General features: G+C 58.2%; 21 protein-coding genes. 7 read left to right on the forward strand and 14 right to left on the reverse strand.

Annotation, left to right across the window (positions count from 1 at the left end; all coding sequences use genetic code 11):
- The 4 genes from KGB06_RS04880 to KGB06_RS04895 all read left to right on the forward strand — a co-directional run.
- A partial coding sequence (locus tag KGB06_RS04880) for an OprD family outer membrane porin (protein WP_223512356.1) occupies window positions 1-179 on the forward strand: 179 nt, incomplete at its 5' end.
- 227 nt (window positions 180-406) lie between these two features.
- A complete protein-coding gene (locus tag KGB06_RS04885; protein WP_223512206.1) occupies window positions 407-1,054 on the forward strand; it encodes a hypothetical protein in 648 nt (215 codons plus the stop codon).
- Window positions 1,055-1,101: 47 nt separating this feature from the next.
- Window positions 1,102-1,863 carry a DUF3050 domain-containing protein gene (locus KGB06_RS04890; protein ID WP_223512207.1) on the forward strand — a complete coding sequence of 254 codons (762 nt, stop codon included), beginning with the start codon at window positions 1,102-1,104 and terminating at the stop codon, window positions 1,861-1,863.
- 27 nt (window positions 1,864-1,890) lie between these two features.
- Window positions 1,891-2,712, forward strand: coding sequence for a methyltransferase domain-containing protein (locus tag KGB06_RS04895; protein ID WP_223512208.1), 822 nt, complete (start codon window positions 1,891-1,893; stop codon window positions 2,710-2,712).
- A 112-nt stretch (window positions 2,713-2,824) separates the two neighbouring features.
- Here the strand turns inward: KGB06_RS04895 and pcaC are convergent, their stop codons facing one another.
- From pcaC to pcaR, 11 genes are all read right to left on the reverse strand, one after another.
- The gene (gene pcaC, locus KGB06_RS04900; protein ID WP_223512209.1) at window positions 2,825-3,217 is read right to left on the reverse strand and encodes a 4-carboxymuconolactone decarboxylase; all 393 of its coding nucleotides are present in this window, start codon (window positions 3,215-3,217) and stop codon (window positions 2,825-2,827) included.
- Between the two features lie 10 nt (window positions 3,218-3,227).
- On the reverse strand, window positions 3,228-4,034 hold the full coding sequence (pcaD, locus tag KGB06_RS04905) for a 3-oxoadipate enol-lactonase (RefSeq protein WP_223512210.1): 807 nt from the start codon (window positions 4,032-4,034) through the stop codon (window positions 3,228-3,230).
- A gap of 11 nt (window positions 4,035-4,045) precedes the next feature.
- On the reverse strand, window positions 4,046-5,410 hold the full coding sequence (locus KGB06_RS04910; protein ID WP_223512211.1) for a 3-carboxy-cis,cis-muconate cycloisomerase: 1,365 nt from the start codon (window positions 5,408-5,410) through the stop codon (window positions 4,046-4,048).
- A 45-nt stretch (window positions 5,411-5,455) separates the two neighbouring features.
- On the reverse strand, window positions 5,456-6,760 hold the full coding sequence (locus KGB06_RS04915) for an MFS family transporter (RefSeq protein ID WP_223512212.1): 1,305 nt from the start codon (window positions 6,758-6,760) through the stop codon (window positions 5,456-5,458).
- Window positions 6,761-6,945: 185 nt separating this feature from the next.
- Window positions 6,946-7,512: a protocatechuate 3,4-dioxygenase subunit alpha gene (pcaG, locus tag KGB06_RS04920; protein ID WP_223512214.1), complete on the reverse strand. Its 567-nt coding sequence runs from the start codon at window positions 7,510-7,512 to the stop codon at window positions 6,946-6,948.
- A 1-nt stretch (window position 7,513) separates the two neighbouring features.
- Window positions 7,514-8,218 (reverse strand): protocatechuate 3,4-dioxygenase subunit beta, encoded by a 705-nt coding sequence (pcaH, locus tag KGB06_RS04925; protein ID WP_223512216.1) that lies wholly within the window; start codon window positions 8,216-8,218, stop codon window positions 7,514-7,516.
- 37 nt (window positions 8,219-8,255) lie between these two features.
- On the reverse strand, window positions 8,256-9,461 hold the full coding sequence (pcaF, locus tag KGB06_RS04930) for a 3-oxoadipyl-CoA thiolase (protein ID WP_223512359.1): 1,206 nt from the start codon (window positions 9,459-9,461) through the stop codon (window positions 8,256-8,258).
- Window positions 9,458-10,237, reverse strand: a complete 780-nt coding sequence (locus tag KGB06_RS04935; RefSeq protein ID WP_223512218.1) for a CoA-transferase subunit beta — start codon at window positions 10,235-10,237, stop codon at window positions 9,458-9,460. The genes pcaF and KGB06_RS04935 overlap by 4 nt, the downstream gene beginning before the upstream one ends.
- A complete protein-coding gene (locus KGB06_RS04940; RefSeq protein ID WP_223512219.1) occupies window positions 10,237-11,094 on the reverse strand; it encodes a CoA transferase subunit A in 858 nt (285 codons plus the stop codon). Before KGB06_RS04940 ends, KGB06_RS04935 begins: the two co-directional genes overlap by 1 nt.
- Window positions 11,095-11,365: 271 nt before the next feature.
- Window positions 11,366-12,712, reverse strand: a complete 1,347-nt coding sequence (locus tag KGB06_RS04945) for an MFS transporter (protein ID WP_223512220.1) — start codon at window positions 12,710-12,712, stop codon at window positions 11,366-11,368.
- Window positions 12,713-12,865: 153 nt separating this feature from the next.
- On the reverse strand, window positions 12,866-13,708 hold the full coding sequence (gene pcaR, locus KGB06_RS04950) for a pca regulon transcriptional regulator PcaR (protein WP_007947281.1): 843 nt from the start codon (window positions 13,706-13,708) through the stop codon (window positions 12,866-12,868).
- A 680-nt stretch (window positions 13,709-14,388) separates the two neighbouring features.
- Between pcaR and KGB06_RS04955 the strand changes: the two genes are divergently transcribed.
- Window positions 14,389-14,589, forward strand: coding sequence for a hypothetical protein (locus KGB06_RS04955; RefSeq protein WP_007935837.1), 201 nt, complete (start codon window positions 14,389-14,391; stop codon window positions 14,587-14,589).
- Between the two features lie 377 nt (window positions 14,590-14,966).
- On the forward strand, window positions 14,967-16,442 hold the full coding sequence (locus KGB06_RS04960) for an inorganic phosphate transporter (protein ID WP_223512221.1): 1,476 nt from the start codon (window positions 14,967-14,969) through the stop codon (window positions 16,440-16,442).
- Window positions 16,443-16,706: 264 nt separating this feature from the next.
- On the opposite strand, the gene ccoM is transcribed toward KGB06_RS04960, so the two are convergent.
- From ccoM to KGB06_RS04970, 3 genes are all read right to left on the reverse strand, one after another.
- Window positions 16,707-16,820, reverse strand: a complete 114-nt coding sequence (gene ccoM / locus KGB06_RS29970) for a cytochrome c oxidase subunit CcoM (RefSeq protein ID WP_317849332.1) — start codon at window positions 16,818-16,820, stop codon at window positions 16,707-16,709.
- Window positions 16,821-16,964: 144 nt separating this feature from the next.
- Window positions 16,965-17,126, reverse strand: a complete 162-nt coding sequence (locus tag KGB06_RS04965) for a hypothetical protein (protein ID WP_223512222.1) — start codon at window positions 17,124-17,126, stop codon at window positions 16,965-16,967.
- 72 nt (window positions 17,127-17,198) lie between these two features.
- Window positions 17,199-17,540 (reverse strand): aspartate-semialdehyde dehydrogenase, encoded by a 342-nt coding sequence (locus tag KGB06_RS04970; RefSeq protein ID WP_219096872.1) that lies wholly within the window; start codon window positions 17,538-17,540, stop codon window positions 17,199-17,201.
- A 218-nt stretch (window positions 17,541-17,758) separates the two neighbouring features.
- Between KGB06_RS04970 and rapA the strand changes: the two genes are divergently transcribed.
- Entirely contained in the window at window positions 17,759-20,605 is a 2,847-nt protein-coding gene (gene rapA / locus KGB06_RS04975; RefSeq protein ID WP_223512223.1) for an RNA polymerase-associated protein RapA, read from the forward strand.
- Window positions 20,606-20,898: the final 293 nt, after the last annotated feature.

The raw sequence follows: 20,898 nt of genomic DNA on the forward strand, positions 1-20,898 counted from the left end.
GCACCATCACCGACGGCACGGAATGGGGCCGCGAATCGGAACTGGCCTACACCATACAAAGCGGCCCGTTGAAGAGCTTCAACGTCAAATGGCGCAACGCGAGCATCCGCAAGAGCTTCAGCACCAATGAGTTCGACGAGAACCGGGTGATCATCAACTATCCGATCAGTTTGTTGTAAGGGCATCCCACCACGAAAATCCAAAACACCAAGCCACATCGGAAGTGGCTTATTCAAAATCGTCGAACATGCTTTCGTTGCCGGATAATCTTATAACCAATCTAACGCCCTTCTATTATTAAAACGACTTAAAACCTGTTAGTTCTAACAGTAGATGGCCACCCACCAAATTTCTAATATCTGCCTAACGCAACATTCAGCAGATGACAACCATGGAAGGAAATACTATGAGCTGGTGGCAGATCGATACACTGATTATGTTTTCTTATGGCTTCGTCCACTCCTGCCTGACAACCCGGCCGGCGATGAAACTTTACGAAATATTTTTCCCGGAATGGAGTTGGAACATCGGTATGTGTGTGTTTTCTGCCGCCACACTGGCGCTCGGCATCATTTACTGGCAACCCTCTGGGCATTATATCTATGTCTTGATTCCTGGCAGCCCGCTGTTTCACTTTGCAGCGTTATCAATGGTGACTCTATTGGGCCTCACTATTTACTGCTTTCGTTATACCTCCACATTTTGGCAGTGGCTCGGTGCTCACCAATTAATTGCCAAATTAAGAGGTCAAAAAGCCCCTGCGCCTTACCGAATGAACGTACAAGGCATCAAACGATACATACGTTTCCCCCATCATACTTTTCTGATGTTGTTTTTCTGGGCCCACCCGATCATGACCTACGACACATTGCTTTTTTCGGTCGGCACCACGATCTATATGTATTTGGGTACATGGCACATGGACAAACGTCTCGAGTCCATTTTTGGAAATGAATGGCGAGCTTATAAAAAAGTGACTGGATTAATGCTGCCGTCACCTAAGGCATGGTCACGACTTTTTGCAGATCTTCGTCAACCGCGCAATGCCATTTAACGCTGTGCTGCACAGTGCTTTTAAATCTCTCTGCAAGGACGCAAGCCATGTTTGAAAAAGAGCTCAGGCCGTATCAGGATCGATTGGCCCAACACCCGATTTATGACTCTATTCGTTCGGTCGAACACGTCAGAATATTCATGAGTCGCCATGTATTTGCAGTATGGGACTTCATGAGCCTGGCCAAGCGCCTGCAACGCGACTTCACCTGTGTCGAACTACCCTGGATGCCGGTGCTGAATGAAGATAGCGCACGCCTCATCAATGAAATCATTACCGGCGAAGAATCGGACATTGGCCATGATGGCCAGCCGGCCAGTCATTTCCGTCTGTACCTCGATGCAATGGGCGAAGTCAGTGCGCCCACTGAAAAAATCGAGACGTTTATCAGTCAATTCTCCCGTTCTTATGCCCTAGGGAAGTCACTAAACCAAGCCCGCGTTCCCGCTTACGTACAGACGTTTGTTAAACACACTATTAAGACCGCACGCAACGCCTCGACTGCCGAAGTGGCCAGCAGCTTTCTTTTTGGCCGCGAAGACCCGATCCCCGAAATGTTCAAGACCTTAATGGAACGCTGGGGGCTAACGGCTCAACAAGCGCCCAAGTTGACTTTCTACCTGAATCGACACATCGAAGTGGACAGTGGCGACCACGGACCAGGTGCACAAAAAATGTTGTCTCGATCAATCATCACGCCGCAGGTGCGGGAAAAAGCACTGCGGGCGGCCATTGACGCTATCGAGCACCGAATCAGGTTATGGAACGGTATCTATCGTGAAATAAAAAAATCGGATGCATGTGCCTAACCACTCATGGACAGAGAGGAGCACCTCATGCCCACGCAACGAGAGCTTAAGGTTTCAGTAAGCACTACCGACTGGGACGCCAAGGCCTATCAGCAATTCTCCCGACTTCGACAACGACCGGTCAACGAATTGCTCGACCGTGTCGATATCAAAAACCCCAAACGCATCTACGACCTGGGGTGCGGCACAGGCATTGCGACGCAGGTTTTGGCCAAGCGCTGGCCCCGAGCGCACCTGTTGGGTATCGACAGTTCGGAGCAAATGCTTCAGGAGGCCAGGTGTTTGCCGATCAAGGCCCGGTGGAAGCAGTGCGACCTACAAAACTGGCAACCCGAACAACCCGCCGATCTGCTGTTTGCCGCCGCCGTGCTGCATTTCATCGACGATCATCCACAGCTGTTGCCTCGATTGCTCAAGCACTTGAACCCGGGCGGCTGTCTGGCGGCGCACATGCCCGATTGGCGCGATGCGGTGTGGTATCAGCTGATGCTCGACACCCTCGACAGCGGCGGCCACAACGGTCAACCGCTAGGGACACCGCAGCTACGTGAAAGCATGGCGCGGCGGCCGCTGTTGTCGCTGGAGGACTACTACCGTTTGCTGGCGCCGCTCTGCGCCACGCTGGATATCTGGGAAACCGAGCAGCTACAGGTCGTTGATGGCAAGTCGCCAATTTATGACTGGATCAAGGTGTCGGCGTTGCGGGCGGTGATGCAGGGGTTGGAGGATGACGAACAGGCCAGGTTCATCTATCACTTCACGATGCGGGTGCATGCGCATTACCCCCAGGAGGGAGATGGGCATACGTTGTTTCCGTTCAAGCGGGTTTTCATAGTTGCCACTGTGTAAGCCATGGCATTGCCATCGCGAGCAGGCTCACTCCCACATTAGACTGCATTTCAATGTGGGAGTGAGCCTGCTCGCGATGGCGTCAGCACATACACCAAAAAAAACTGGAGTGTTACTCCCGCGACTCAACCCCCAACTCATCCCAAACCGACTCCGCCAAGTGGAACGTCGCATTCGCTGCCGGGATGCCGCAGTAGATCGCGCTCTGCATGATCACTTCCTTGATCTCGCCACGGGTCACGCCGTTGTTGGCGGCGGCGCGCAGGTGCAGTTTGAGTTCTTCGTTGCGGTTCATGCCGATCAGCATGGAAATGGTGATCAGGCTACGGGTGTGGCGCGCCAGTCCCGGGCGGGTCCAGATGTCACCCCAGGCGTGGCGGGTGATCATCTCCTGAAATTCCGAGTTGAACTCGGTCAGCGCGTTCAGGCTGCGGTCGACGTGAGCGTCGCCGAGTACTGCGCGACGGACTTTCATGCCCTCGTCGTAACGTAGTTTCTCGTCCACAACAATCCCCTTAATGAGCGTTCAAAAACGCCAGGACCCGCTCGCTGAATGCGGCGCTGGCCTGGACGTTGGACAAGTGCGCAGCATAGAACTCGGCGTATTCGGCGCCCGGCACATGTTCTTGAATGAAGTGTCCGCCAGACGGCGGCGTGACCGCGTCTTCAGTGCCGGCGATCACCAGCAGCGGCGCCTTGATCGAAGACAACTGCTCACGGAAGTCGGCATCACGCACCGCCGCGCAATTAGCCGCGTAGCCTTGAGGCGAAGTGGCGGCCAGCATGTCAGTGATCTGCTTCGCAGCAGAAGGATTGGCGGCGGCAAAGTCCGGAGTAAACCAGCGCGCAATCGAAGCATCACGCAGCGCGACCATGGCGGCCGGACCGTCGCGCAGTACGGTTTCAATGCGCGGGTTCCAGATCGACGGATCGCCGATTTTCGCGGCGGTGTTGCACACCACCAGTTTATTCAATCGATCACCGGCATTGATCCCCAGCCATTGGCCGATCAAACCGCCCATCGACAGACCACAGAAATGCGCGCGTTCAATGTGCAACGCATCCAGCAGCGCCAAGACGTCGCGGCCCAGTTGCTCGATGCTGTACGGGCCCGGTGTCACCAGCGATTGGCCGTGGCCACGGGTGTCGAAACGCAACACCTGGAAGTGTTCGGTGAACGCTGCAATCTGTGCGTCCCACATGTGCAGGTCGGTGCCCAGCGAGTTGGACAGCACCAACACCGGTGCATCTTCAGGCCCATCGAGTTGCGGCCCTTGAATTTGGTAGTGCAGTTCGCCCTCGGCGAGTTGTACAAAAGCCACAGCAATCTCCTTCAGGCAGTCAACGCAGAATGTTCAGCCACCGCCCGCTCGACCCAGGTCTGGGCCTGGCCGAGGTAATGGGCGGGGTCCAGCAGACGATCAAGTTCAGCAGCAGAAAGCTCGGCAGTCACTTGCGGCTCGTCACCGAGGACGGCGCGCAGATGACGCTGTTCAGCCACCGCACGTTTGCAGCAGAGTTCCAATAGATGATGCGCGGTGTCGCGGCCGACTCGTTGGGCGAGCACGATGCTCACCGCTTCGGCCAGCACCAGGCCTTGGGTCAAATCAAGGTTGCGAGCCATGCGATTCGCGTCCACTTCCAGTCCCTGCGCCACCAGCAATGCTTGCTTTAGGCTGCCGGACACCAGGCAGCAAATCTCTGGCAGGGTTTCCCACTCGGCATGCCATAGACCGAGGCTGCGTTCGTGTTCCTGCGGCATCGCGCTGAAGAGTGTCGAGAGTAAGCCCGGCACACGCGTCGCCGCACCGATCAGCACTGCTGCACCGACCGGGTTGCGCTTGTGCGGCATGGTCGAGGAACCGCCCTTGCCCGGCGCCGAAGGTTCGAAGACTTCGCCCGCCTCGGTTTGCATCAACAGGCTGATGTCGCGGCCGAGTTTGCCCAGGCTGCCGGCGATCAATCCCAGCACCGAGCCAAACTCCACCAGACGATCACGCTGGGTGTGCCAAGGCTGATCCGGCAAGGTCAGTTGCAGTCCCTCGGCCAATGCTTCAGCAATCGGCATCGCCTTTGCACCCAGGGCCGCCAGGGTTCCGGAGGCGCCGCCGAATTGCAGCACCAACAGACGTGGCTTGAGCTCTTGCAAGCGTTGACGGCTGCGAGTGACCGCGCCCAGCCAACCGGCGATTTTCATGCCGAGGGTGACCGGTGTTGCATGCTGCAACCAAGTGCGGCCGGCCAAGGGTGTGGCGACATGACGTTCGGCTTGAGTTGCGAGGGTGTCGCCCAGTTGCGCCAGATCACTTTCGATCAGCGCCAGCGCCCCGCGCAATTGCAACACCAGCCCGGTGTCCATCACGTCCTGGCTGGTCGCGCCCAAATGCACATAGCGTTCGGCTTCGGCATCACTGGCCGCGATCTGCTTGCCCAACGCCTTGACCAATGGAATGGCGGAATTGCCCGCGGTGGCAATCGCCTCGCCGAGGGCGGCAAAGTCGTAAAGCCCGGCCTGACACGCGGCTTCAATGGGGGCGACAGCCGTTGGCGGAATCAGCCCGACACGCGCCTCGGCCCGGGCCAGCGCGACTTCGAAATCGAGCATGGCCTGTACGCGGCCTTGATCGCAAAACACCTCACGCATATCGCGCGCAGTGAAATAGGCATCGAACAATTGATTGCCCGGTCGCTCGTTCATAAACAGTCCCTGGAGGCGCGGGCCCGTCAGGCCCGCGCGTAAAGATCAAAGGTCGTGGTGCAAATACTTTGCCTGTTTCGGCAGACGCAAACTGAACAGGAACGCCACCGCCATCATCACCGTAACGTACCAGTAGAAGGAGTTTTCCATGCCCACGGCTTTCAGGCTCAAGGCAACGTATTCCGCCGAACCACCGAAGATCGCGTTCGCCACCGCGTACGCCAGGCCGACGCCCAGTGCGCGTACTTCCGGCGGGAACATTTCGGCTTTTACCAGGCCGCTGATCGAGGTGTAAAAACTCACGATCGCCAGCGCCACAGTAATCAGCACAAAGGCCATGAACGGACTGCTGACACTTTTCAGGCTCAACAGAATTGGCACGGTGCACAAGGTGCCGAGGGCGCCGAACCAGAGCATCGAGTTACGCCGGCCGATCTTGTCGGCGAGCATGCCGAACAACGGCTGCATGCACATATAAAGGAACAGTGCGCCGGTCATGATGTAACTGGCGGTCTTGGCCGGCATGCCAGCGGTGTTCACCAGGTACTTCTGCATGTACGTGGTGAACGTGTAGAAAATCAGCGAGCCGCCGGCGGTATAACCGAGCACGGTAATGAACGCGGCTTTATGGTCGCGGAACAACGCACTGATGCTGCCGGCGTCCTTGTTTTCGCGCATTTCCTTGCTGCTGGTTTCTTTCAGCGAACGACGCAGGTACAGCGAAATCAGCGCCGCGCACGCACCGACCACGAACGGAATCCGCCAGCCGTAGGCGCGCAATTCATCCTCGCTGAGAAACTGTTGCAGAATCACCACCAGCGACACCGCCAGCAACTGCCCACCAATCAGCGTCACGTACTGGAACGAGGCGAAGAAGCCGCGCTGGCCCTTGAGCGCGACTTCGCTCATATAGGTTGCGGTAGTGCCGTACTCCCCGCCTACCGATAAACCTTGAAGCAAACGCGCGAACAGCAACAGGATCGGCGCCCAGACTCCGATGCTGTTGTAGGTCGGCAGGCACGCGATGAGCAACGAACCGAAGCACATCATCAGAATCGAGATCAACATCGAATTCTTGCGCCCGTGCTTGTCCGCCAGCCGGCCGAAAATCCAGCCGCCGATAGGGCGCATCAGGAACCCGGCGGCGAATACGCCAGCGGTGTTGACCAACTGCACCGTAGGGTTGTCGGACGGAAAAAAGGCTGGTGCAAAATAGATCGCGCAAAAGGCGTAGACGTAGAAGTCGAACCATTCCACGAGGTTGCCGGACGAAGCGCCGACAATGGCAAAGATCCGCTTGCTGCGTTCTTCACCGGTGTAGTGAGCTGTAATAGCCGTGGGCGTTGTCATTGTTTTTCACTCAATGGGGACAGTGAGAGTCTAGACACACTTCGTAACAATCCCGTTCCCAAGTTGGCAATGCTGTCCCCTGTAGGAGTGAGCCTGCTCGCGATTGCGGTGTATCAGTGCCATCAATGCTGAATGACACTCCGCTATCGCGAGCAGGCTCACTCCTACAGGGCTTTGCGGTGTTCTCAGTAATCGAAGAACACCGTCTCCGCGTCAGTGCCCTGCAAAATCACATTCCACTGATAAACACCCGACGCATCCTGCTTCGCCAGCAATGTACTGCGGCGCTCGGCCGGTACACATTCCAGCAGTGGATCCGCCACGTTGGCCGGTTCGCCATCGAAGTAAATCCGCGTCAGCAAGTGCTTGACCAACCCGCGCGCAAACACCAACACCACCAAGTGCGGCGCCTGGGTCGAGCCTTTCAGGCCTTCAACCGTACCCGGCTTGATGGTGGTGAAACGAAAGCGCCCTTCGGCATCCACCGGCACCCGGCCAAAACCTTCGAAGTTCGGGTCCAGCGGTTTATCCTGATCATCTTCCGGATGGTCGTACTTGCCGGCGGCGTTGGCCTGCCAGACTTCCAGCATCGCGTCGTTGACGACATCGCCGTTGCCATCGATGACTTGCCCGGTGATCGCCACGCGCTCGCCGAGGGTTTTCTCCACGGTCAGGTCTTCGCGGTTCAGCCAGGTCAGGCCAATGTGGTAATACGGCCCGACGGTGTGGGACGTGGTCGCGTTCAGCGTCATCTTATTTCTCCATCGGCGTGGCATCGCGGCCGCGCAAGACGATGTCCCAGCGATAACCGAGGGCATAGGAAGGGATGGTTTTTTCCAGATCGAACGTGGCGATCAAACGCTCTTTGGCGCTGGTATCGGGCACGCAGTTGTAGATCGGGTCGTAGGCCAGCAGCGGGTCGCCCGGGAAATACATTTGGGTGACCAGGCGCGTCAGAATGCTCGGCCCGAACAGCGAGAAATGGATGTGCGCCGGGCGCCACGCGTTGTGGTGGTTGCCCCACGGATAGGCGCCGGGCTTGATGGTCTGGAACTGATACCAGCCATCGGCGTCGGTCACGGTGCGGCCGGTGCCGGTGAAGTTCGGGTCCAGCGGCGCGTCATGCAGGTCGCGGACGTGGTTGTAGCGACCGGCGGCGTTGGCCTGCCAGATTTCCACCAGAATCCCCGGCACCGGCAGACCGTTTTCATCCAGCACGCGACCGTGAATGATGATGCGTTCACCCAGTGGCTCGCCCTGGTGCTGAACGGTCAGGTCGTTGTCCGTCTCGTTAACGCGATCGGCGCCGATGGTCGGGCCGGTGATTTCCGACAGCGAGTGCGGCAAAAACACCAACGGCTTGGACGGCGAGCGCAGGTTGGTGGATTGATACGTCGGGTGCAGGTAGTCGGGCTGAGTGCCCTCCTGCGGGCGGCGGTAACCAGGCTTGTCAGTCATTTCGCTTTCCTCTGTTCTTATTTCTCGACGCGGCGTGTCAGACGCGTTCGATCGCCAGGGCCAGACCCTGACCCACACCGACGCACATGGTCGCCAGACCTTTCTTGCCACCGGTTTTTTCCAGATGATGCAGCGCAGTCAGCACCAGACGCGCACCGCTCATACCCAGCGGATGGCCCAAGGCAATGGCGCCACCGTTCGGGTTGACCTGCGCCGCGTCGTCCGCCAGCCCCAGTTCACGCAACACTGCCAGGCCCTGGCTGGCGAAGGCTTCGTTCAGTTCAATCACGTCGAAATCGCTGACCGCCAAGCCAAGACGCTCGGTCAGTTTGCGCACCGCCGGGACCGGGCCGATGCCCATCACCCGAGGCGCAACGCCGGCACTCGCCATACCCAGCACTTTGGCGCGGGCGGTCAGGCCGTGTTTTTTCACCGCTTCGGCGGACGCCAGAATCAACGCCGCCGCACCATCGTTCACGCCCGAAGCATTGCCCGCGGTGACGGTTTTGTCGGGGCCGTTGACCGGTTTGAGTTTGGCCAGCATTTCCAGTGTGGTGTCGGCGCGCGGATGTTCGTCCTGCGTGACGACTGTTTCACCCTTCTTGTGGGCAATTCGCACTTCAACGATTTCTTCGGCGAAAAATCCTGCGGCTTGCGCGGCGGCTGTGCGCTGCTGGCTGCGCAGTGCAAAAGCGTCCTGGTCTTCACGAGACACTTCGTAATCGTCGGCCACGTTATCGGCGGTCTGCGGCATAGCATCCACGCCGTACTGCGCTTTCATCAACGGGTTGATGAAACGCCAGCCGATGGTGGTGTCTTCCAGTTTCATGTTGCGCGAGAACGCCGCGTCGGCTTTGCCCATCACGAACGGTGCGCGGGACATCGACTCGACACCGCCGGCAATTGCCAACTCCATTTCGCCGCTGGCGATCGCGCGGAATGCGGTGCCGATGGCATCCATACCCGACGCGCAGAGGCGGTTGAGCGTGACGCCCGGAATGGTTTCCGGCAGCCCGGCCAGCAGCAACGCCATGCGGGCAACGTTACGGTTGTCTTCGCCGGCCTGGTTGGCGCAGCCGAAGAACACCTCGTCCACCGCGTTCCAGTCCACCGACGGGTTGCGTTCCATCAGCGCCTTGAGCGGCACAGCGGCCAGATCGTCAGCGCGAACCGCCGACATACCGCCGCCGAAACGGCCGATGGGGGTGCGAATGGCGTCGCAGATATAAACGTCACGCATCAGGCTTCTCCGGGTGCTTGGCCGTGGGCGGCAGCAGTGCGAGCTTCCAGATCCCTGAGAGCAGTGAGTTCGATCTCAGTGGGCTCGGCCGTGTTTTCAACCGTGTCGGCGAAGCGAATCGCCCAACCGGTGGCGGCGACCACTTGCTCACGGGTCACGCCTGGGTGCAGCGCGGTGACCACAAATTCATGGGTGCCGGCTTCCGGTTCCATGATGCACAGGTCGGTAATAATGCCCACCGGACCGGCGCCCGGCAGACCGAGACGCTTACGTGAATCACCGCCTTCGCCATGGCCGACCGATGTAATGAAGTCGAGTTTGTCGACAAACGAACGCGCCGACTGCTTGAGGATGATCAGTACGCTTTTGGCCGAACCGGCAATCTCCGGTGCGCCACCAGCACCCGGCAGACGAACTTTCGGCGCATGGTAATCGCCGACCACGGTGGTGTTGATGTTGCCGAAACGGTCGACTTGCGCAGCGCCGAGGAAGCCGACATCAATGCGCCCGCCCTGCAACCAATAGCGGAAAATCTCACCGGTCGGGACCACGGTGTCGGCGGTTTCCGCCAGCTCACCGTCACCAATCGACAGCGGCAATACGCTTGGCTTGGCGCCAATCGGACCCGATTCGTAGATCAGGACCACATCTGGCGAGGAGGTAAGACGCGCCAGGTTGGCCGCTTTCGACGGCAGGCCGATGCCGACGAAACACACCGAACCGTTCTTCAAACGGCGAGCAGCGGCAACAGTCATCATTTCATTGGTGGTGTAGGTCATTACTTGGCCTCCGAAGCAGCGGCCAGCTTGGCCTGGAACTCGCTGAAGTCAGCGCAGCCGTGGATGTATTCGTTGATCCACGCCGTGAAGGTTTCACGGTCGCGGGCAATCGGGTCCCAGGCTTGGTAGAAACGGTTGTCACGCTCGGTGTAACCATGAGCGTAGGAAGGATGCGCGCCGCCAGGTACATGGCAAACTGCGCTCAAGGCCCAGGTCGGCAGTACGCAAGCGTTCATCGGGGCATTGAGGTCGTCGACGATTTCTTCGACGGTGACGATGCAACGCTTGGCGGCCAGTGCGGCTTCTTTCTGCACACCGAGAATGCCCCACAGCAGCACGTTGCCTTTGCGGTCGGCTTTCTGCGCGTGAATGACCGTGATGTCCGGACGCACCGAAGGCACGGCTGCCAACACTTCACCGGTAAACGGGCAGGTGACGGTTTTGATCAGAGGATTGACCTTCGGCAGGTCAGAACCGGCATAGGCCCGCAGCACCGCGAACGGTAGGCCAGAGGCGCCAGCGACGTAGGCATTGGCCAGGTCGGCGTGGCTGTGTTCTTCGATCTCCAGCGCGTGCGGCCACTGCTTTTCGACGGCATCACGCAGACGGTGCAGCGATCCCACACCCGGGTTGCCGCCCCAGGAGAAAATCAACTTGCGAGCACAACCGGCGCCGATCAACTGGTCGTAGATCAGGTCCGGGGTCATGCGTACCAGTGTCAGGTCTTTCTTGCCCTGACGAATGATTTCATGACCCGCCGCCGTAGGGATCAAGTGAGTAAAGCCTTCGAGCGCGACTGTATCGCCGTCGTTTACGAATTGCTTCACCGCGTCGTGCAGCGAAAGGATTTCAGCCATGGGGCAGGCTCCCGTTTTGTTATGAACCGACAGTGGAAGAAAAAGGCGCGATGCGCAGCGCCGGAGTGCCTAGAGATTAAGCCCCTGAAAAACACCAAACAATCCGATAATCGACTATGTGTTCGTTTATCGAACATATTGTTGTCTCGCTATCGATAACATCAAAAGCATCGCGAGCAGGCTCACTCCCACAGTTGACCGCGTTCCCCTGTGGGAGCGAGCCTGCTCGCGATGAGGTCATCAAGCTCACCAAAAATCCTGGATCAGCCCCTCAAGTCGCATCCGCATGACTGACCATGCCCTTGATCACCACCGCCGTGGTCGCCAACGCCGCCGGAATCACCAGCGCCGTCAGCACTTGCTCGAAATTCCAGCCCAGCCCTAGCAATGTCGCGCCCATCCACGCACCGAGAATCGCGCCGAAACGGCCAATTCCCAGCATCCACGACACGCCAGTCGCCCGCCCTTGGGTCGGGTAAAAACGCGCCGCCAACGATGGCATCGCCGATTGCGCACCGTTGACACACATGCCCGCCACCAGCACCAACGTCGCCAACAGCGTAATGTTGCCCAGGCTCTGCCCCACCGCGTAGGCAAACACCCCGGCCAGCAGGTAGAAAATGCCGATGACTTTGTGCGGATTGAACCGGTCCATCGCCCAACCCACGCCCACCGCACTCAGCACACCGCCAAACTGGAACAGTGCACCAATGAACGCTGCCTGCTCCATGCTCGCGCCGCTGTCACGCATGAGCGTCGGCAGCCAACTGGTCAGCAGGTAAACGATCACCAGGCCCATGAAGTAGGTCAGCCACAGCAATAATGTGCCGGTGCTGTAAGTGCCCGAGAAGATCACCGCGAACACGTTGCGGGCTTTTACGGTTTTCTGTTCCGGCACGCTGAAACTCGAAGCCTGAGCGACAACGCTCGGGTCGATGGGCGCCAGGGTCTTGCGTACTTTGTCAGTGCCGCGATTACGAACGACCAGGTAGCGCGCCGATTCCGGCAGCCAGAACAACAGGACGACCGCGAGGATTAGCGGCAGAATCCCGCCGATCAGCAGCAGGCTGTGCCAGCCGAACGCAGGGATCAGCTTGGCCGAGATAAACCCGCCGCCGGCCATGCCGAGGTTGAAGCCGCAGAACATGCTGGTCACCAGCAGGGACTTTTTGCGCTCCGGGGTGTATTCCGACAGCAATGTCGTGGCGTTCGGCATGCCGGCACCAAGGCCCAAGCCGGTGAGAAAGCGCAGCACCAGCAATTGATCGACATTGGTGCTGTAGGCCGACGCCAGACTGAAGGCACCAAACAACAACACCGCGCCGACCAATACGACTTTACGCCCGAAACGGTCCGCCAACGGGCCAGAACCCAGTGCGCCGAAGACCATGCCGATCAACGCAGCACTCATGACAGGGCCAAGACTGGCGCGGTCGATGCCCCAATCCTGCGACAACGCAGGCGCAATAAAGCCCATGGCCGCCGTATCGAGGCCATCAAGGAAGACAATCAGGAAACACAGGATCACCACTCGCCACTGATAGCGCGAAATGGGTTGAGCATTGATGAAGGACTGCACGTCGAGGCAGTTACCTACAGCAGACTGGGGCTGGTTCATTATTTTTATTCCACACAAGAACGCAGTCGGACATTTGCCAGCCTGGGCCGGCGCTGCCGCGACAGTAATGATCCTGGGGAAAGACCGTCAATTCGATAAACGCAAGTCTGTGCGTTTATCGAACAGCTTAGACAGAGGGCTTGGAACGGGGGCTTAGGCGAAGAGCTGCGCGCTGAGGTCGCGGCTGGCACTGAGCAGTCCAGGCAGGAATCGTTGCTCCAGCTCATTGCGACTGACACGGCCGGCGTGGGTGCTGACGTTCAAGGCGGCCACCACCTGACCAGAAGCGTCGTACACCGGCACGGCAATCGAGCGCAGGCCCTGTTCCAGTTCCTGATCGACGATGCACCAGCCTTGTTGCCGCACTTCTTGCAGGCATTCGAGCAGCGCCTCGGGCGTGTGCAGGGTGCGGCTGGTCTTGGCTTGCAGCTCCGCATGATCGAGGTATTCGCGCAACGAGGTGTCATCCAGCGCGGCGAGAAGAATCCGCCCCATTGAAGTGCAATAGGCCGGCAAGCGGCCGCCCACTGAAAGGTCGACCGAAATCAGCCGTTGAGTCGTTGCCGAACGGGCGATGTACAAGATGTCATCGCCTTCCAGCGTGGCCATGTTGCACGCCTCATGAAGTTGCTCACTCATGCGGTCCAGGTACGGCTGGGCCGACACAGCCAAAGGCGTCGAAGACACGTAGGCATGGCCCAGGGTCAGCACTTTGGGCAGCAGCGAATAGGTACGACCGTCGGTGGTGGCGTAGCCGAGTTTGATCAAGGTATGCAGGCAACGTCGCACGGCCGCGCGGGGAATTTCTGTGCGATGACTGATCTGGGCAATGGTCAGATGCCGCTTGCGCTCTTGAAACGCTTGCACCACCGCCAGGCCACGAGCCAGAGAGGTCATGAAATCGGGGTCGCCGGTCAGGGCCTGAATTCGCTTGGCAGGTGAGGCGACAATCGGCGGCGCGACTGAAGTGAAGGAGTTGCGCATTTGATCGTTCATGACAGGTCCTTTCCGAGGCGGATCAGCAGTTATTACACGCGGCCCCTGCTTCATCAGACAAGACAGGGATCGCCGAGATTGGGCGATTATCGAACCAAAGACCGATAATCGCAATCAACCCTGCACCCGGCCCAGCCTGTTCACCGCTGATTTTCGCGCTGACCACTAGATGCTTTTAATTGTGTTCGATCACGGACTTGAAAAGTCATGTATTCGGCCTGACTTATCGACTTCATGGCACCAGAAAGACATCACTGCAAAGTGACATCATCGGCCACCTTATTAACGTAGAAAGTTGTGAGAAACAAAACCGTCACACACGAAGAACTACTTTTAACTCTCAAATGATAGTGTTCTTCGAATCGACCGCTATAATACACCTCAGTGGTAACCCGATTTTTATGTACTGGTTGCACCACTGGACAGCCCGGTATTCTACCGTTGCTGCCCGCAGCAAGCGCTTGGCGCTCATTCATATGCTCCGCCAACGTCCTCGCTGAAACAGGTAACTGATGCTACGTCAGCTGTTTTTCTCTGGTGCCGTGGCCGCCTGCAACAAGGAAGTATTGTTCGCATGCCGTAAAACGATGCTTTTGGCATTGTCCCTTCCGCGAGTGTGGTCAATAGATTCGATGCAGCGCGTTTCACCAGAATTAATCTCAACTCATACAGGTAGCACTGTGACGAAAGACGAACTGCGCGCGGAACTTGAGCGCCAGGAACAACGTTACAAGGAAGTTTACGGCGGGGAAGTCACCACCTACGCCGCCCAGCCCGAACCGGAACGTAAACCCTGGCGTAAACGCGCCACCGTTCAGGATCAGGCGTTCACTCAGGAATTGCAGAAGATGGAAAAGGAACTCAAAGCCGAAGAGCCTTGACCGCCTCGGTCCAAATCCTTTCAAGGGTCTGCGTCTGCTCCCGTTAAAAGCGGGTTGCATTGATGAAGCCTTTCGCGCCCGCTACACGCGGGCAGCGGCTACCTCACCCATCGGATGAGGTAAATGGCTCCTTTCTGACCCTCTTCTCAGATATTTCCCACAGGCGTTTAAACCTCTCGACTTCACGAGAGAAACCCTTGCGCCTGCTGTATTTCCCTATGAATTCAATGAGTTGCAAAACCCGGTAAAACGCTGGGAGATAGGCTATCGCCACAAATTAATTCGTTGAAGAATGTTACCGATGAGAAGCAAGTGCATTGATTAGCAGTCTTTTCTGGCATAATCGCGCCCCCTTACGACCGGGTCAGAAAACCTTCATGATCGATTTATTCAGCGGACTTGATGCTTGGGTGCTTGTGAGCCTCTTGCTCGCCCTGGCCTTTGTCCTCGCCTTCGAGTTCATCAACGGCTTTCATGACACCGCAAACGCGGTGGCTACTGTTATCTACACCAAAGCCATGCCGCCTCATCTGGCGGTGTTCTTTTCCGGTGTGTTCAACTTCCTCGGCGTGCTGCTGGGCGGTGTTGGCGTGGCGTACGCCATCGTCCACCTGCTGCCGGTAGAACTGCTGATCAATGTGAACACCGGTCACGGACTGGCCATGGTGTTCTCGCTGCTTGCTGCCGCCATCACCTGGAACCTGGGCACCTGGTACTTCGGTATCCCGGCGTCCAGCTCCCACACCTTGATCGGTTCGATCCTCGGTGTCGGCCTGGCCAACGCGTTGATCAACGACATTCCGCTGGCCGATGGCGTGAACTGGCAAAAGGCGATCGATATTGGTGCCTCCCTGGTGTTCTCGCCAATGGCCGGCTTCCTCGTCGCAGCACTGGTGTTGATCGGCCTTAAATGGTGGCGTCCACTGTCCAAGATGCACAAGACGCCGGACCAGCGCCGCAAGCTCGACGACAAGAAGCACCCACCGTTCTGGAACCGCCTGGTCCTGGTGATCTCGGCCATGGCCGTGAGCTTCGTGCACGGTTCCAACGATGGCCAGAAAGGTATCGGCCTGATCATGCTGGTATTGATCGGTATCGTGCCGGCGCAGTTCGTACTCGACCTGAGCAGCACGACTTACCAGATCGAACGGACTCGCGATGCGACCCTGCACCTGAGCCAGTTCTACAAGCGCAACGCCGACACCCTGGGTGAATACCTGGCGCTGGGCAAAAGCATAGAGGGTGATCTGCCGGAAAAATTCCGTTGCAACCCGCAACAGACCGAACCGACCATCACCGCCCTGCTCGGCACCCTCAAAGGTGTATCGGACTACCACTCGTTGTCGTCGGAAAGCCGCATCGAAGTACGTCGCTACCTGCTCTGCCTGGATGACACGGCAAAAAAAGTCGCCAAGTTGCCTACCCTCAATGCCCGTGAAAAGGCTGATCTGGACAAACTGCGCAAAGACTTGACCACCACCACCGAATACGCCCCGTTCTGGGTGATTCTGGCGGTTGCACTGGCGTTGGGCCTGGGCACAATGGTTGGCTGGAAGCGCGTGGTACTGACCATCGGCGAGAAGATCGGCAAGCAAGGCATGACTTACGCCCAAGGCATGTCGGCGCAGATCACCACCGCGTGCATGATCGGCCTGGCCAACATCTTCAGCCTGCCGGTGTCCACCACCCACGTGTTGTCCTCGGGCGTGGCCGGTACCATGGTCGCGAACAAAAGCGGCCTGCAAGGCGGCACGGTGAAAACCATTCTGCTGGCCTGGGTCCTGACCCTGCCTGCGACGGTGGCCCTGTCGGCCGGCCTGTTCTGGCTGGCGTCGAAGGCGCTGGGTAGCTGATCCATCGCTGAATCATGAAAAAGCCCGACCATTGAGTCGGGCTTTTTTGTGGGCGCAATTTCAAATTCAACGGAGAACCCTTGTAGGAGTGAGCCTGCTCGCGATGGCGGCGGCACATCCAGCATTAACGTGACTGACACACCGCTATCGCGAGCAGGCTCACTCCTACAAGGGTTTTGTATTGCCAGATATAAATTACAGGAAAAAAAAAGGGCAACCGAAGTTGCCCAAAATGCCTTGCGTGCTCATTACATCCGGAAAGAACTAAGATTTGCGCTTGTGCGAATCTTTCCAGATAAAAATTCCTAATCCTGCGAAAAACATAACCATGAGGCTGACAGTCAGCACTCCGGCGAACACCACGTTGTCGAAAAACATGACTGGCCTCCAGGACTTGCTCTGTTGCGATAGGGCTAAGTTAACTAAACAGGCAGATGAGAAAATTGACCTGGATCAATGTCGCCCGAGACCGGACGTAAAGGAGGGAAAATAACTGACCTGCATCAAAAGATGCAGGGTACTTCAACGCTTTTTCGGCTTGTTCTTCGGTTTCTTCTTGGTTTTACCCAATGGCATCGCCTGCTCAAACGCCTGACGAACTTCGTTCAGACGTTTTTCATTAAGGTCGTGAACCCGCTTGGCGCGTTCAGAATTGAGATCAATCAGCTTATCGTCTTGGCTCATGGTGCTCTGTGCATCGTTTGACAGGGTTGCCCTAATAATGCGGTCTGACGGCCGCGCTGACCAGCCGCAACCTCAAATCTGAATATCGACCCACAAGCCCTGACGCGGCTGATCTTCCATCAACGGCGCCACCGGTACCGTGTTGTCGGCATTCAGTTCGTCACCGGGAATCGCCAGATGTTCCTCCGGGTCTTCATCGGCCTCGCGACGGCGACGCTCGCGCTCCTGCTTGCGTCGCTGCTCCTCGCGCAGCTGAAAAGCGGCTTCCTCGGGATCGCGCTGTTGCAAGTCGATCGTGCTTTCGTTGGAACTCTCCTGCACCGGCACCACCGGCGGAATATCCGGGCGCTGACGAATCGGGTCCTGCTGTGAGGTGATCGGCACGGCACTCAAGGGGAGCATCGGTGGCAGCATGATTATTAGTCTCCTGTCAGCAGGCTGTCGGCCGCGAGGATGGCGACTTGAGCCATCGGTCGCAAACTGTGACCCGTTTGACACGAATGGGTGCCCTGGCCTGCGGGCATGGTTTCGTTGGGCTAACGTAAGACTGCGAGTTTTTATGAGAGTCCTTTGGCCCTGAAGGTCTCATTCCGTTAAGATAGCCCGCTTTTTCAAGGTGGGAGTCAGGCAGCATGGCGCAGCAGTATCAACCGGGGCAACGCTGGATCAGTGACAGCGAAGCCGAGCTGGGTTTAGGCACCGTTCTGGCACAGGACGGCCGCTTGTTGACCGTGCTCTACCCGGCCACTGGCGAAACTCGCCAGTACGCGCTAAGGAATGCGCCCCTCACCCGCGTGCGGTTTTCACCCGGTGACTCGATCACTCACTTCGAAGGCTGGAAACTGACCGTCCAGGAAGTCGACGATGTCGATGGCCTGTTGGTCTACCACGGCCTCAACGCGCAGAACGAAGGGGTCACCCTGCCGGAAACCCAGCTGTCGAACTTCATTCAGTTCCGTCTGGCCAGCGACCGTTTGTTCGCCGGGCAGATCGACCCGCTGGCCTGGTTCTCCCTGCGGTACAACACCCTGGAACACACCAGCCGCCAATTGCAGTCCGCTCTTTGGGGCCTCGGTGGCGTACGTGCGCAACCGATCGCGCACCAATTGCACATCGCCCGTGAAGTCGCCGACCGCATTGCGCCACGCGTTCTGCTGGCGGACGAAGTAGGCTTGGGTAAAACCATCGAAGCCGGTTTGGTGATCCATCGCCAACTGCTCTCGGGCCGCGCCAACCGCGTGCTGATCCTGGTTCCCGAGAACCTGCAGCACCAGTGGCTGGTCGAGATGCGCCGCCGCTTTAACCTGCAAGTCGCGCTGTTCGACGAAGAACGCTTCATCGAAAGCGATGCCGCCAACCCGTTCGAAGACACCCAGCTCGCGCTGGTCGCACTTGAGTGGCTGGTCGAAGACGAAAAGGCTCAGGATGCGCTGTTTGCTGCCGGCTGGGACCTGATGGTTGTCGACGAAGCCCACCACCTGGTGTGGCATGAAGACAACGCCAGCCCGGAATACACGTTGGTCGAGCAGCTCGCCGAGACCATTCCCGGCGTGCTGTTGCTGACTGCGACCCCGGAACAACTGGGTCAGGACAGCCACTTCGCCCGTCTGCGCCTGCTCGACCCGAACCGTTTCCATGACCTGGCCGCCTTCCGCGCCGAAAGCGAAAACTATCGCCCGGTAGCCGAAGCCGTTCAGGAGCTGCTGGACAAAGGGCGCCTGTCGCCTGAAGCACACAAGACCATTCACGGTTTCCTCGGCAACGAAGGCGAAGCCCTGCTGGCCGCCGTGAACGACGGCGACACCGAAGCCAGCGCCCGCCTCGTTCGCGAATTGCTGGATCGCCACGGCACCGGCCGCGTGCTGTTCCGTAACACCCGCGCCGCCGTGCAGGGATTCCCGGAGCGCAAACTGCACCCGTACCCGCTGCCATGCCCTGACGAATACCTCGAACTGCCACTGGGCGATCACGCCGAGTTGTACCCGGAAGTCAGCTTCCAGGCCCAGCCGGACGCCAGTGAAGAAGAACGCTGGTGGAAATTCGACCCGCGCGTCGAGTGGCTGATCGACACCCTGAAAATGCTCAAGCGCACCAAAGTACTGGTGATCTGCGCCCACGCCGAAACCGCCATGGACCTGGAAGACGCCCTGCGCGTACGTTCCGGGATTCCGGCCACGGTCTTCCACGAAGGCATGAACATCCTCGAACGTGACCGCGCCGCCGCGTACTTCGCCGATGAAGAATTCGGTGCACAGGTGCTGATCTGCTCGGAAATCGGCAGTGAAGGTCGCAACTTCCAGTTCTCGCACCACTTGGTGCTGTTCGATCTGCCGTCGCACCCGGATTTGCTGGAGCAGCGTATCGGTCGTCTGGACCGAATCGGCCAGAAGCACACCATTGAACTGCACGTGCCGTATCTGGAAACCAGCCCGCAAGAGCGCCTGTTCCAGTGGTATCACGAAGCGCTCAACGCGTTCCTCAACACCTGCCCGACCGGCAACGCCTTGCAGCATCAGTTCGGCCCGCGCCTGCTGCCGCTTCTGGAAGAGGCTGACGACGGCGAGTGGCAAGCACTGATCGACGAAGCCCGCACCGAGCGTGAGCGTCTGGAAGCTGACTTGCACACCGGCCGCGACCGCTTGCTGGAACTCAACTCCGGCGGTGCCGGTGAAGGTGACGCACTGGTTGAAGACATTCTTGAGCAGGACGATCAGTTTGCCCTGCCGATCTATATGGAAACCCTGTTCGATGCATTCGGCATCGACAGCGAAGACCATTCGGAAAACGCGCTGATCCTCAAGCCGAGCGAAAAAATGCTCGACGCCAGCTTCCCGCTCGGCGACGACGAAGGCGTGACCATCACTTACGACCGCAATCAGGCGCTGTCTCGCGAAGACATGCAGTTCATCACTTGGGAGCACCCGATGGTTCAGGGCGGCATGGACCTGGTCTTGTCCGGCTCGATGGGTAACACCGCCGTGGCGCTGATCAAGAACAAGGCGCTCAAACCTGGCACCGTGTTGCTGGAACTGCTCTACGTCAGCGAAGTGGTTGCCCCGCGTTCGCTGCAACTGGGCCGTTACCTGCCACCGGCCGCCCTGCGCTGCCTGCTCGATACCAATGGCAATGATCTCTCGGCCCGCGTGTCGTTCGAGACCTTGAACGATCAACTGGAAAGCGTACCGCGCGCCAGCGCCAACAAGTTCATCCAGGCTCAGCGTGATCAGTTGACGCCACGGATCAATGCTGGCGAAGAGAAGATCTTCCCGCGTCATGCCGAGCGTGTTGCCGAGGCGCAGCGTCGTCTGGCGGCTGACACCGAAGAAGAACTGGCGCGCCTGACAGCGTTGCAAGCCGTCAACCCGACCGTACGCGACAGCGAACTGGTTGCCCTGCGCAAACAGCGCGAGCAAGGGTTGGCCATGCTTGAAAAGGCTGCACTGCGACTGGAAGCGATTCGGGTGTTGGTAGCGGGTTAATCTTCCGCATCTACTCCGTCAATAAAAAAGGCCCGCAGCGATGCGGGCCTTTTTTATTGTACGAATTCTTGGTCTTGTCAGTTCAAGATTTCAAACTTCCAAGCAGAGCTTTCTAATAATTACGCAGGACGTTTCTGACAACCGAATAGGACAATTCGTTACAACCATAGAGCAGCAACAAATACATTTAACGCCGCCTCTTCTCCACGCCCAAAAAGAACTTTCCTACTCAACTCTCAGACCCATTCTTACTATTAACATACTAGTATAAAAACACAGACCGCCGCACCAGG

This window comes from Pseudomonas sp. GL-B-19, from assembly GCF_019956415.1.
Classification (GTDB): domain Bacteria; phylum Pseudomonadota; class Gammaproteobacteria; order Pseudomonadales; family Pseudomonadaceae; genus Aquipseudomonas.